Source organism: Streptomyces cucumeris, assembly GCF_024295805.1.
Classification (GTDB): domain Bacteria; phylum Actinomycetota; class Actinomycetes; order Streptomycetales; family Streptomycetaceae; genus Streptomyces; species Streptomyces cucumeris.
Genome location: NZ_JANCLX010000017.1, coordinates 86,062 through 98,443 on the forward strand (window position 1 = coordinate 86,062; position 12,382 = coordinate 98,443).

11 protein-coding genes are annotated in these 12,382 nt (G+C 71.7%); 3 read left to right on the forward strand and 8 right to left on the reverse strand.

Annotated features, from left to right (window positions below):
• Positions 1–136: 136 nt before the first annotated feature.
• Positions 137–1,150, forward strand: coding sequence for a M28 family metallopeptidase (locus NMK44_RS24060; RefSeq protein WP_254746375.1), 1,014 nt, complete (start codon positions 137–139; stop codon positions 1,148–1,150).
• A gap of 50 nt (positions 1,151–1,200) precedes the next feature.
• On the opposite strand, the gene NMK44_RS24065 is transcribed toward NMK44_RS24060, so the two are convergent.
• From NMK44_RS24065 to NMK44_RS24090, 6 genes are all read right to left on the reverse strand, one after another.
• Positions 1,201–2,109: an ABC transporter permease gene (locus tag NMK44_RS24065; protein WP_254746377.1), complete on the reverse strand. Its 909-nt coding sequence runs from the start codon at positions 2,107–2,109 to the stop codon at positions 1,201–1,203.
• A complete protein-coding gene (locus NMK44_RS24070; RefSeq protein ID WP_374215332.1) occupies positions 2,096–3,130 on the reverse strand; it encodes an ABC transporter ATP-binding protein in 1,035 nt (344 codons plus the stop codon). Before NMK44_RS24070 ends, NMK44_RS24065 begins: the two co-directional genes overlap by 14 nt.
• The gene (locus NMK44_RS24075; protein WP_254746381.1) at positions 3,060–4,304 is read right to left on the reverse strand and encodes a LolA family protein; all 1,245 of its coding nucleotides are present in this window, start codon (positions 4,302–4,304) and stop codon (positions 3,060–3,062) included. Before NMK44_RS24075 ends, NMK44_RS24070 begins: the two co-directional genes overlap by 71 nt.
• Before the next feature lie 418 nt (positions 4,305–4,722).
• Positions 4,723–5,733, reverse strand: coding sequence for a polyprenyl synthetase family protein (locus tag NMK44_RS24080; RefSeq protein ID WP_254746383.1), 1,011 nt, complete (start codon positions 5,731–5,733; stop codon positions 4,723–4,725).
• Between the two features lie 236 nt (positions 5,734–5,969).
• Positions 5,970–7,175: an FAD-dependent oxidoreductase gene (locus NMK44_RS24085; protein WP_254746385.1), complete on the reverse strand. Its 1,206-nt coding sequence runs from the start codon at positions 7,173–7,175 to the stop codon at positions 5,970–5,972.
• 19 nt (positions 7,176–7,194) lie between these two features.
• Complete coding sequence (locus tag NMK44_RS24090) at positions 7,195–8,424, reverse strand: carboxylate--amine ligase (protein WP_254746574.1); 1,230 nt, start codon at positions 8,422–8,424, stop codon at positions 7,195–7,197.
• A gap of 224 nt (positions 8,425–8,648) precedes the next feature.
• Here NMK44_RS24090 and fahA point away from each other — a divergent pair, with 224 nt between their 5' ends.
• Positions 8,649–9,917 (forward strand): fumarylacetoacetase, encoded by a 1,269-nt coding sequence (gene fahA / locus NMK44_RS24095; RefSeq protein WP_254746387.1) that lies wholly within the window; start codon positions 8,649–8,651, stop codon positions 9,915–9,917.
• Positions 9,918–9,961: 44 nt separating this feature from the next.
• Positions 9,962–10,468 carry a hypothetical protein gene (locus NMK44_RS24100; RefSeq protein ID WP_254746577.1) on the forward strand — a complete coding sequence of 169 codons (507 nt, stop codon included), beginning with the start codon at positions 9,962–9,964 and terminating at the stop codon, positions 10,466–10,468.
• A gap of 92 nt (positions 10,469–10,560) precedes the next feature.
• Here the strand turns inward: NMK44_RS24100 and NMK44_RS24105 are convergent, their stop codons facing one another.
• Both NMK44_RS24105 and NMK44_RS24110 read right to left on the reverse strand, forming a co-directional pair.
• Positions 10,561–11,550: a BtrH N-terminal domain-containing protein gene (locus NMK44_RS24105; RefSeq protein WP_254746389.1), complete on the reverse strand. Its 990-nt coding sequence runs from the start codon at positions 11,548–11,550 to the stop codon at positions 10,561–10,563.
• Positions 11,547–12,353 carry a MerR family transcriptional regulator gene (locus NMK44_RS24110; RefSeq protein WP_254746391.1) on the reverse strand — a complete coding sequence of 269 codons (807 nt, stop codon included), beginning with the start codon at positions 12,351–12,353 and terminating at the stop codon, positions 11,547–11,549. The genes NMK44_RS24105 and NMK44_RS24110 overlap by 4 nt, the downstream gene beginning before the upstream one ends.
• Between the last annotated feature and the right edge of the window lie 29 nt (positions 12,354–12,382).

The following is a 12,382-nucleotide window of genomic DNA, read 5'->3' on the forward strand; positions in this document are numbered from 1 at the left end:
CACCCGGACCATCAGCCGCATCACCACCGCATCGCCGGTTCACCGCTCCATGCCCCCCACGGGCACGTGCGTCACCTGTGTCACCACAGCGCAAACGTCATTCCGTCCTGTCCTCGTTCGGAATTCGGAGCCCCCCATGTCGTCATCGGCAGATCGGCACCCCCTCACGTCCCGAAGATCCTGGCTGCGCCGCGCCACCACCGCGGCGGCCGTCGGCACCGCGGTCGCCGCCCTGGTCGGGGCCGCGCCCGCCGCCGCACCGGGCGGCACCGCCGCCGCGGCCTCCCACCGCGCGGCGCCCGGCACCCTGGCCGCACCGGACATCCCGGTGGCCAATGTGAAGGCCCACCTCAGCCAGCTCCAGTCCATCGCCACCGCCAACGGCGGCAACCGTGCCCACGGCCGCCCCGGCTACAAGGCGTCCATCGACTACATCAAGGCCAAGCTGGACGCCGCCGGATTCACCACCACCGTGCAGCAGTTCAGCTACTTCGGCACCACCGGTTACAACCTCATCGCCGACTGGCCCGGCGGTGACACCGACAATGTGGTGTTCAGCGGAGCCCATCTGGACTCCGTCTCCGCCGGGCCCGGTATCAACGACAACGGCTCGGGCTCCGCCGCCGTGCTGGAGACCGCGCTGACCGTCGCCCGTACCGGGGCCCAGCCCACCAAGCATCTGCGGTTCGGCTGGTGGGGCGCCGAGGAGATGGGGATGGTCGGCTCCCGGAACTACGTCAACCGGCTGTCCTCCGCGGACCGCGGCAGGATCGACGCCTATCTCAACTTCGACATGATCGGCTCGCCCAACCCGGGCTACTTCGTCTACGACGACGACCCGACGATCGAGTCGGTGTTCAAGCAGTACTTCAGCGGTCAGAACATCGCCACCGAGCCGGAGACCGAGGGCGACGGCCGCTCGGACCACGCCTCGTTCAAGAACGTGGGCATCCCGGTGGGCGGGCTGTTCAGCGGTGCCGACTACCGCAAGACGGCCGCCCAGGCCCAGAAGTGGGGCGGCACCTCCGGGCAGGCGTTCGACCGCTGCTACCACCGCTCCTGTGACACCACCAGCAACATCAACGACACCGCGCTGGACCGCAACAGCGACGCCATCGCCTACGCGGTCTGGACCCTGAGCGGCGCCTGACCACCGGCTCCACCGTTCGTTCGTACCGCGCCGTGTTCGGCCCGGTCGGCTCAGGCCGTGATGTCCTTCGCGGTGAACCGGGCCCAGGCCGCCGAGCCGAACACGGCCGCGTACAGTCCCTGCAACTCCAGGTTCTTGACCAGGTCGTCCCAGTAGACCGGCGCCCGCAGCAGATCCGCGAAGCTCAGCCAGTAGTGCGGGAAGAGATACGGGTGGATCCCGTGGAGCTGCGGGATGGTGTCCAGGATCTGCGCGGTGATCACCAGCCCCACCGTGGTGGCCATCGCCGCGATACCGCTGTTGGTGAGGGTCGAGATGAACACACCCAGCGTCGCGATGCCCACCAGGGACAGCGCCACGACGGCCGCCACCCCCAGCGCCCGCACCAGCCCGTCGCCGAAGGAGACGGTGGTGCCGGAGATCAGGGTGACGTCCCCGAGCGGGAAGAGCAGTGCCCCGGTCGCCAGTCCGCTGACGGCCACCGCCAGGGTCGCCACCAGGCAGAAGGCCATGACGGCGGTGAACTTGGCCAGCAGCAGCCGGATCCGGCCCGCAGGCGCCACCAGCAGATAGCGCAGGGTGCCCGAGCTCGCCTCGCCCGCGATCGAGTCACCGGCGATCACACCGATCGCCATCGGCAGGAAGACCGGCAGGGTGGCCGCCAGCGCGGCGAAGACCAGGAAGATCCCGTTGTTGGTGATCTGGGAGAAGAACGCGGGGGCCTCGCCCTCGCCACCTCCGCCGCCCTGTCCGACCGTGCCGCCGTCACTGGTCTCGATCTTCACCGCAATGCCGATGAGCACCGGGACGGCCGCGAGCACCCCGAGCAGGGCCAGGGTCCGCCAGCGCCGGAAGGTGGTGGTCAGCTCACTGCGGAAGAGCGCCAGCGTCCACAGCGGACGGGACGGCCGCACGGCGGCGACCGGTGCCGCCGGCGCTCCGGTCTCAGCCCGCGACATCGAAACCCTCCCCGGTCAGCGCCACGAAGGCATCCTCCAATGAGGCACGCTCGGTGCCGAAGGCACGGACCCGCACCCCTTCGCGCACCAGCGCGGCGTTGAGGTCGGCCAGCTCCAGGGGCGTCTGGGGCAGCTCGCCGACGACGCGCTCGTCGAGCGTCACCAGATCCGTCACTCCGTGCTCCTTCAGGACCCGGACCGCGTCCACCGGGTCCGGGGTGGTGACCGAGAGCCGGCCGCGGCTGCTCGCGGCCAGTTCGGCCACGGTGCCTTGGGTGATCAGCTTCCCCTGGGCCATCACGGCCGCATGGGTGCAGACCTGCTCGATCTCGTCGAGGAGGTGGGAGGAGAGGAAGACGGTGGTGCCCTCCCCCGCCAGCTCCCGCACCAGAGCGCGGATCTCCCGCATGCCCTGGGGGTCCAGACCGTTGGTCGGCTCATCGAGGACCAGCAGCTCACGCGGCTGGAGCAGGGCGGCGGCCAGACCGAGGCGCTGCTTCATCCCGAGCGAGTAGGCGCGGGCCTTCTTCCCTGCCGCTGCGCCGAGGCCCACCCGGTCCAGGGCGGAGGCGACACGGGCGGGGCGGGTGCGCGGATCGGCGGTGGGATCGGCCGCGTCGTAGCGCAGCAGATTGTCCCGGCCGGTCAGATGGGAGTAGAGCGCGGGGCCCTCGATGAGGGCCCCGACCCTGGGGAGCACGCTCCGGGCCGCGCGCGGCATGGGCTCGCCCAGCAGCCGGGCGGCTCCGGAGGTCGGCTCGATCAGCCCCATGAGCATGCGGATGGTCGTCGTCTTCCCCGAGCCGTTGGGCCCGAGGAAGCCGAAGACACTGCCCCGCGGCACCGTCAGATCGAGTCCGGCGACGGCGAGCTGGCCGCCGCGGTAGCGCTTGGTGAGCCCGCGGGTCTCGACCGCGGCCCCGGTTTCCTCCACGGGCTCCCCTTCGCCGTTACTTGGCCTTGTTGGCCGCCGCGACCAGGGCGTCCTTGTCGACCGCGCCGACGTAGACCTTGCCGTCATCGGTGAGCAGCGCGTTCACCAGACGGGTGCTGAAGACATGGCCGGAGCCGAAGTCGCCCGTGACCTTCTTGCCGAGGCTGTCCAGGAACCCTCCGGCGTCCTGGCCGGGACCGCCGTCGCCCTTTCCGGGCGAGGCCGACGCGCCGCCGGGGCCGTCGAGCGTGGCGATGCTGTCCCAGCCCTCGCCGATCACGTTCAGACCGGACAGCGCCTCCTGCGCGTCCTTGTTGTCCTTCATGCCGTCCTTGCCGCCGCGCCGGTGGTCGCCCTCCTCGGTGACCTTGGCGCCCTTGGGCGGGGTGAAGTCGAAGGTGCCGGCCGCGGGCTTGCCGAAGTCGACCTTGGTGAAGGCCACGTCGACCACGGCCTTGCCGCCGCTCTTGGGGGTGAGGGTGAACTTCAGCGGGGTGCCGTTGTCCGCGTCCACCGCGATCCGGACCGAGCCGACCGTGGTGTCGTCCGACTTCGGTTCGATCAGCAGTTCATAGGCGTCCCGCCCGGCGACCCGGGTGGTGCCGTCGACCGAGACGTCCGTGGTGTCGTCCACGGAGGCGAGCACCTGCTTGGCGAACTGCTGCGGGGTGACGTCCTTCAGGTCCTTGGGCAGCTCGCGCGGATGGCCGTCCTTGGCCCCGGCGCCCTCGGGGGCGGTGGAGTGGACCACGGCGTTGGACTTGCTGTCGTACGCCCAGGTCTCGTCGCCGTTGTGGATCAGGCTGTACTCGGCGGCGTTCTCGATGATCGATACGCGCTGGCGCTCCGGGCCGTCCGCGGCCACCCGCAGGGTGTGCGAACCGGAGGCCAGCTCCATCAGCTTGTTCTCGGGCGCGGCCGAGGAGCCGTCGCCGCCTTCGCCGCCCGCGCCGCCGCCGAAGTCGGAGAACGAACCGCCGCCGGGCAGCGAGGGCAGCCCCAGATCGGTGGTGATCTTCACCGAACCGGAGAGCCGCTCGGTGTCCGAGGCGGCCATCTTGCTGATCAGCCGCTCCGCCGAAATCTTCGGCAGATCGGGGTCACCGCTGCTGGCCAGCGCCGGGACCAGCCCTATCGTCGCCGCCGCTATTCCCGCGACCGCGACAGGGACGGCGTACCGGGCGGCCTTGGTCCGGCGTGCCGGGCGCTTCTCGTCCCAGAAGCCGTCGTCCTCGACCTGTGTCGGTCGGATCCGTGCCATGTGTGCTCTACCTCCGTCGTGGGCGGCGGTTGTCAGCCTGCACTCGTCCACCTCTCGGGCCATTGTCGCCCGTTCCCGCCCTGTGGTGGTGTGTCCATCCCACCAAATCCGCCGGCCCGGGGCGTCAGCCCGCAGGATCAAGTGCACTCTCATGCTCGGGGATGACAACCGGCACCGCACGGGTGAGCTCGTACGTCCCCGGGAGACCCCGGGGTCCTGACGCCCCTTAGGCCCTGTCCTGCCGATCTTCGTGGGCCCGCGACGCCTGGCACCGCACCTCGCCGCGTTGTCGGGATCATCCGAGTACGCCCAGTACAAGGACGACCCTCCGCCTTGCGAGCCACGGCACCAGACGCCGCGGCCTGATCCACGAAGATCGACAGGACAGGACCTAGGGGTACGGGAAACGGGGCGGGGGTCAGCCCGCGCGGTGCACCACCGCGTCGCACAGCCCTTCGAGGGCGGCCTTCGCCGGGCCCTCGGGCAGCGGCGCCAGCATGGCCCGGGCCTCCGCCGCGTAGCGGAGGGTGTCCCGGCGGGCCTCCTCCAGCGCCGGGTGGGCGCGCAGCAGCCGCAGTGCCTCGGCGTGCCGGGTGTCGTCGGTGAGGTCTCCGGCGAGCAGCTCGCACAGCGCGCGGTCCTCGGCCGAGCCGCTGGCCTCCGCCCGCGCCCGCAGCCGCAGGACCGGGAGGGTGGCGATGCCCTCACGCAGATCGGTGCCGGGGGTCTTGCCGGACTCATGGCTGTCGCTGGCGATGTCCAGGACGTCGTCGGCAAGCTGGAAGGCCATGCCCAGCCGCTCGCCGTACTGGGTCAGGATGTTGACGACCGACTCGTCGGCGCCGGACATCATCGCGCCGAACCGTCCGGAGACGGCGATCAGCGATCCGGTCTTGCCCGCCAGCACCTCCAGATAGTGCTCGATCGGGTCCTGGCCGTCGCGCGGTCCCGCGGTCTCCAGGATCTGGCCGGTCACCAGCCGCTCGAACGCCTCGGCCTGGATCCGGACCGCCTCCGGGCCGAGGTCGGCCAGGATGTGCGAGGCACGGGCGAAGAGGAAGTCGCCGGTGAGCACCGCCACCGAGTTCCCCCAGCGGGCGTTGGCGCTGGACACCCCGCGCCGCACCTCGGCCTCGTCCATCACATCGTCGTGGTAGAGCGTCGCCAGATGGGTCAGCTCGACGACCACGGCGGAGGGCACCACACCGGGGGCGTGCGGATCGCCGAACTGCGCGGCGAGCAGCACCACCAGGGGGCGGAACCGCTTCCCGCCCGCCCGCACCAGATGCTGGGCGGCCTCGGTGATGAAGGGCACATCACTCTTGGTGGCCTCCAACAGGCCCTCTTCGACAGCCGTCAGCCCGGCCTGGGTGTCGGCTTCCAGAGTCTGGTCCCGCACGCTCAGCCCAAGGGGCCCGATGACGCTCACGGGGTACTCCTGTCTGCCTACGATCACGCGGAATGTCGATGTGTCGCTGTCTTCACCAACAGGCAGCGTATCCGGTCGGGTATCGATCACTGTGGGCGGCTTCCCGCCTTGTGCGCCGCACAGCGTCCGTGCCCTGGAGCGACCGGTATCCCCTCGCGTACCGCGATCACCAGCAGATCATTCCTGTCCGCGCCCCGGCCGTTCGCCGAACGGCCGGGGAACGGCCCCCGCGCGCCCTATCCGTGAGCGGCCGCCACCGCCTTCGCCAACCGTGGTGAGGCGTATTCGGTGCCGCAGACGAACCGCATCACCGGGCCGAAACTCGCCGCCGCGGGCAGCCCGGTGAAGTACAGCCCCGGCACCGAGGAGCGATAGCCCGTGTCCAGCCATGGCCCGCCGGCGGAGGTGACCACCTCGGCGCGCAGCTCGGGACCGAGGAAGCCCAGCGCGGCCAGATCCATCCGGTAGCCGGTGGCCGCCATGATGTGGTCCGCGGCCAGCTCGCCGACCCGGCCGTCCGCGCCGCGCAGCGAGAGCACCGGCCGGCCGTCACCCTCCACGGAGACCCGGTGGACCCGCCGGCCCTGGGTGACCTGCACCCGCCCGGCGAACCGGTCCCGCAGCCACCAGGCGCCCTTGGGGCCCAGCACCCTGCGGACCAGATACTCCCGGGCGGACGCGGGCAGATTGCGGAAGCCCACCGCGTGGTACGACAGCGCGTACAGCGACCAGGCGCGGCCGAAGGGCGACTCGGGCCGCAGCCGCGGCTGGCGGTCCGGCGGGGCGCCGAAGCCGACCGCGCGGGGACCGCGCGCCACCACCCGCACCGAGGCGGCGCCCGCCTCGGCCAGCAGCACCGCGCTCTCCAGCGCGGACTGTCCGGCGCCGACGACCACCACCCGCTGCCCCGCGAACCGCCCGAGGTCATGGTGCTGGGAGCTGTGCGAGACCGGTCCGGCGGGGGACGGCCCGTCGGGGACGGCCGCGGCGAGCGGCCGGGGCAGATGGGCCAGTCCGCTCAGCCCGCTGGCGACCACGACGGCACGGGCGGTGAACTGCTCCCCCGAGTCCAGCTTCAGCTCGAACCGGCCGCCCCGCCGGTCGACGGAGACCACCCGCACCTGCTCCAGCTCCGGCACCAGCCGCCGCTGGAACCACAGTCCGTACTCCGAGAAGGTCTCGACCGGGATGATGTCCCAGTCGGACTCATAGCGCGGACCGCCCGACGCCTGGCAGTAGTCGAGCAGGGTGTGCCCCGGCTGCGGTGCGTCGATGGTGGACGCCACCGGTGTGGACTTGAGCAGCATGCCCGCGGGCATCTGCGCGCGCCAGCTCACCATCGGCTCCCCGAAGACGCGGACCGGCAGACCGCGGGCGCGCAGATGGGCGGCGGTCGACAGACCGTATGGACCGGCCCCGATGACTGCTACCGGATCGTTCACAGAACCCCTCCCCAAGGCATTACCTCTTCCTGGCGCGCCAGAGCTGGTACAGATGTGCCGCGCCGGGCCGTACACAGCGGGCCAGCATGGTGAAGAACGGCCGCATATCGTCGCGGGCGGCCCAGGCCAGCTCGGTGCCGCTGGGTCCGGCGGGTGCATGCGGTGTGGTGTAACCGCCCCGGCGGTAGGCGAGCAGCGCGGGCAGATCGATGTTCTCCACCAGGAAGCGCCGGTCGGCGATCTGCTCGGCCTCGGGGACCTCACGCCCGGTCAGGTCCAGGTGCTGGGCCCGGACGACATCGGCCCCCGCCCGGTTCTCGAAGAGCCGGAACTGCGCTCCCATCCGCGGATTGAAGTCCAGCAGCTTGTACCGGCCGTCGCGCCGGTCGAAGCGCCAGTCCAGATCGACGATGCCGCTGAACCCGATCCGCTTGATGAACTGGGCCGCCATCTGGGCCAGCTCCTTGTTGTCCACCGCGTACGCGCACGCCGTCATCCCCGCGTGCGGCGGCCAGGACCGCACCTTGACCCCGGTGAACAGCGCCAGCGGTGTGCTCCGGGAGTCCACATAGGCGTGCACGATCCAGTCCTCGGCGTGCTCGCGCGGCAGGTACTCCTGGAGCACCACCCCCGGCCGCGGGCCCCAGGACGGCGCCAGCGCCAGCAGCTCCCGCGGCCCCTCGATCCGGGTGGTGCCGCCCACCGCGGGCTTCTCCCGCCGCTCGAACGCCTCCCGGTTCTTGGCGACCACGGGGAACCGGCCGCTCACCGCGAACGCCTTGACATCGGCGAACGTCGCGGGGAACGCGGCCTCCGGGGTGGGCACCCCGTGCTCGGCACAGAGCTCATGCAGCCCCTGCTTGCTGGCCAGCCGCCGGGGCAGCTCCGGGTCGGCCCGCGGGAAGAGGAACCGGCCGTCGGCGGCGAGCACATCCGCATGCTCGGCGATCAGCACCGCCGCCTCCTCGTCCGTGGGCAGCAGCACCGTCGGACGGCCGATCGCCCGTCCGATCCGCAGCAGCCCCTCCACCAGCCGCTCCGGCTGCTCGCTGCCGGTGGTCGGCCAGACGAAGGCCCGGGTGAGATAGCGCGAGAGGGCGGCCGGGGTCCAACGGTCCTCGGTGACCGCGTACATGGGGACACCCAGACGGCCCAGGGACCGGATGGCGCCGACACCCCCATGGTGCAGGGGATAGTCACCGATCTTCACGATCAGTCCGGGTACCGAACGGTCCAGCGCACACGGCATGGCACTGCTCGCCACGAGCCCCCCTCGGTCACCTCAGCGCAGTGGCCCCCCCACTGTGTGTGACCCGATGAAGGACGCTACTTCGGAATTACCGCCTCCAGCAAGAACTATCCGGACATTGCCAGCTCTTTAGGCAGCACCCGACACCCCCTCCCCTCGCACCCCGCGAGCCGTAGGGTGTGGCCTGGCCACCACGGTGACGAGGAGAAGGCGAGGCAGCATCCATGCCGCAGCGAAGCCCGCTCGATCTGCCCGAAGGAGACCCCTTCGGGCCGCACAATCTCCCCTATGGCGTCTTCACCACGCCGCATGCGCCGCATCTGCGCAGGATCGGCGTGCGCTACGGGAGTCATGTGCTGGACGCGGGAGCCGCGGCGGCCGCCACCGCCTCGCCGTACGCCGAACTGCTGGGCGCCGCCACGCTCAACCCGCTGATGGCCGCGGGCCGCCCGGCCTGGCAGGCCGTCCGCGCCGAGGTGCTCGACTGGCTGACCAATCCGGCGCACCGGCCGACCATCGAGCCCCTGATGCACCCCCTCACCACCCTCGCCCTGCACCTCCCGATCGAGGTGGCCGACTACGTCGACTTCTATGCGAGCGAGCACCACGCCGCCAATGTGGGGCGGATGTTCCGCCCGGACGGCGACGCGCTCACCCCCAACTGGAAGCACCTTCCGATCGGCTACCACGGCCGCGCCGGTACGGTCCTGGTCTCCGGCACCCCGATCGTGCGCCCCCAGGGCCAGCATCTGCCGCCCGCGCCCGACCCCTCGGCCGCTTCCTCTTCCCCGGCCCATACGTCCTCCCCCGCTCCGGTCTTCGGCCCCTCCCTGCGCCTCGACTTCGAAGCGGAGGTGGCCTTCGTCGTCGGTGCCCCTTCCCCTTTGAATACACCGGTGCCGCTCTCCGGGTTCCACGATCACGTCTTCGGGCTCTGCCTGCTCAACGACTGGTCCGCCCGCGACATCCAGAGCTGGGAGTACCGTCCGCTCGGCCCCTTCCTGGGCAAGTCCTTCGCCACCTCCCTGGCCGCCTGGATCACTCCGCTGGAGGCCCTCGCCCCGGCCCGCACCGCCCCGCCCGCCCGTGATGTCCCGCTGCTGCCCTACCTCGACGACTCCGCCGCCGAACCCTTCGGCTTCGACCTGCGCATCGAGGTCGCCGTCAACGGCCACACCATCTCCCGCCCGCTGTTCTCCGCCATGTACTGGACCGCCGCCCAGCAGCTTGCCCATATGACCGTGAACGGCGCCTCGCTGCGCACCGGCGATGTCTTCGCCTCCGGCACGGTCAGCGGTCCGCGCCCCACCGAACGCGGCTGTCTGCTCGAACTCAGCTGGGGCGGACGGGATCAGGTGCGCCTCGGCGACGACACCCGCACCTTCCTCGAGGACGGCGACGAGGTGACCCTCACGGCCTGGGCACCGGGCCCGCACGGCGCCCGCATCGGTCTGGGTGAGGTGAGCGGCCACGTCGTACCGGCCACCCCCTGACCGGCTGCTACGTTGTCGTGCCCCTGTCCCTGACAACCGAGGAGATGTGCGTGATCAAGGCAGCGAGCGTTGCCGGAACGGTGGCCGTGGCCGCCCTTCTGCTGACGGCCTGTGGCAGCGACAGCGACGACGGCAAGAAGGACACCTCCAAGGACACCCCGTCGGCCTCGCAGTCGAGCGACCCGGCCGAGGGTGGCGCGGGTGCCGAGCTGACCGGCGCCTACGTGGCCAGGAGCGGCAACGAGACGCTGATGCTGTCCATCAGCGGGGAGAAGGCGGCCCTGGTCGCGGGCAAGCACACCTGCTCCGGTGAGTACACCGACACCGGCGAGAAGATGCTGATGCTCAAGTGCGCCGACGGCAACGACGACCGCACCATGGGCAAGGTGGCCCCCAGCAAGGACGGCAAGACGCTCACCGTCGACTGGGAGGCGCTCTCGGAGAACGACACCTTCACCAAGGCGGCCTCCCCGAAGGACCTCCCGTCCGACATCCCCACCTCGCTGCCCTCCGGGCTGCCGACCGGGATGCCCGACCTCCCCACCAACTGACGCGTGGCCACCGGCGAGCGGCCCCCGCCCTGCTGGGCGGGGGCCGCTCGTCATCGGCCGGCGCACCCGGCGCGGTCCCGGTCCACCCGGGCTCACGGCTCCAGCAGGCGCAGTTCCTCCATCGCGGTCCGCTCGATCCGCGCGAGGTCGTGGAGCGCGGCACCGGCCCGTCCGAGGTGGGCCGCCTCACCGGACTCGCCCGCCCGCGCGATGAGGGCGGCCACCTCCGTCCACAGGGCGGCTGCCTCTGCGTACAGGGTGTGGCCGGTCCGCAGGCGGCCGTCGCCGAGCAGATCGGCGCACTCCCCGAGGAAGTCGCGGTAGAGGTTCCGGAAGAGCGCACCGCCGGTGCCCGCCTCCTCCATGAGACGGGCGGCCCGCGTCAGGTCCTGCCGCGGGTCACTGGTCCGGTCCAGCCACCCGGGCACCCGGCCGGCCGCCTTCTCGATGCCCCGGTGGCCCAGGTTGGCGATCGGCGGGTCGAGGAAGGCGTCCGCGCACGCCGTGACCGCGGCGGTGATCCGCTCGCGCGGCGGAGGGAGGTCGCCGGGCACGGAGAGCGTGAAGGAGCGGTGCCGGGCGGTCATCGGTCCGCGTTCGGCCCTCGCCCGGGCCAGGCTCTCCAGACCGGTGGACACCGCGCCGCCCTGTTGTTCGGTGTCGACCAGGTACGCCTTCTCCTCGTCGTAGCCGTACATGGCCACGACATGGGCGCCGAAGTGCACCTTGGTGGTGAAGTACTCCAGGTGGTAGCTGTCGAGCTGCAACCCGACCGGGCGCCCGGCGTCGAGGGACGCCACCACCTGCCGCCACGCCGTGCGCGCGGACGTGGTCTCGTGGACCAGCAGCTCCAGCCCCGGCCCGGCGGCCAGATTCCGGGTCAGTTCGAACGGTTTGACGCGGCCCCCGAGGAAGGGGAAGCCCATCGCCTTGCTGTCCCAGTAGATGAACGACAGTCCGGCACCGAGACCGAACAGCATGGGCTCGGACCAGGTGACGCCCTCGTGCCGCAGCAGCACCCCCAGCGCCGTCGTCTCGCAGTGCCGCATCCCCCGGGTGTCGACGTCCCGCACCATGGTCATGCCGGGTCCTCCTCGACGGGGATGACGAGCCGGGTCAGCAGCTCTTCCTCGGGAGCCTCTCCCGGCCCCACGAGATACGCCTCGCGCACCGGCGCCCTCGGGCGCAGCCCGCGCTCGTGGACGGCGGCGAACAGCGCGTTGTAGGCGAGGGGAAGCTGGGCGTACGGGCCGGTGTGCAGCGTCTCGGCCACCGGTCCGCCGGGCAGCACCGTACGGACCAGACCGGGCGGCTCCGCCCCCTCCGGTACCCGGGCCCCTACGGCGATCTCCGCGCGGTCCTCCAGTTCCACGGGGTACAGCCCCCACAGGGGCGGCTCCCAGGCGATGCCCGCGGCCTGCAGCGCCGCGAGCACCAGGCCCACCCGCTCGCCGGCCCGCTGCCCGATCTCGGCGGGCGCGCAGACCGTCCGGGACACGGCCAGCTCCAGCGGGAGTTCACTGCCCCAGGTCACCTCGTAGCCGGGCAGTCCGCCCTCGGCCAGCCGCTCCAGCATGTCCATCCGCGTGCGGTCCCGGCGGACCCGCTCGGCCAGCCGGTCCCGCTCGGCGCGCAGGATGCGCGCCCTGGACGGGGGCGGGGCGGCCAGGATCTCGGCGATCACGGTCAGCGGGAGGTCCATCTCGCGCAGCAGACCGATGGTCAGGGCGTCACGTGCCTGGTCGGGGGCGTAGTAGCGGTAGCCCGAGGCGGCGTCCACCTGGACGGCGGCCAGCAGGCCCAGTTCGTCGTAGTGCCGGAGCTGTTTGACGCTCAGCCGGCAGAGGCGGGCGAACCGCCCGATGGTGAGGAGATCGTTTCGCACACCAGAAGGGTGGACCCTCCCACGATGGG

What these genes read in the sequence shown, in the direction of transcription:
- NMK44_RS24060 (WP_254746375.1), top strand. Translation starts at nt 137, where the DNA reads ATGTCGTCATCGGCAGATCGGCACCCCCTCACGTCCCGAAGATCCTGG.
- NMK44_RS24065 (WP_254746377.1), bottom strand. Translation starts at nt 2,109, where the DNA reads ATGTCGCGGGCTGAGACCGGAGCGCCGGCGGCACCGGTCGCCGCCGTG.
- NMK44_RS24070 (WP_374215332.1), bottom strand. Translation starts at nt 3,130, where the DNA reads ATGACGGCAAGGTCTACGTCGGCGCGGTCGACAAGGACGCCCTGGTCG.
- NMK44_RS24075 (WP_254746381.1), bottom strand. Translation starts at nt 4,304, where the DNA reads ATGGCACGGATCCGACCGACACAGGTCGAGGACGACGGCTTCTGGGAC.
- NMK44_RS24090 (WP_254746574.1), bottom strand. Translation starts at nt 8,424, where the DNA reads ATGCCGTGTGCGCTGGACCGTTCGGTACCCGGACTGATCGTGAAGATC.
- fahA (WP_254746387.1), top strand. Translation starts at nt 8,649, where the DNA reads ATGCCGCAGCGAAGCCCGCTCGATCTGCCCGAAGGAGACCCCTTCGGG.
- NMK44_RS24100 (WP_254746577.1), top strand. Translation starts at nt 9,962, where the DNA reads ATGTGCGTGATCAAGGCAGCGAGCGTTGCCGGAACGGTGGCCGTGGCC.
- NMK44_RS24105 (WP_254746389.1), bottom strand. Translation starts at nt 11,550, where the DNA reads ATGACCATGGTGCGGGACGTCGACACCCGGGGGATGCGGCACTGCGAG.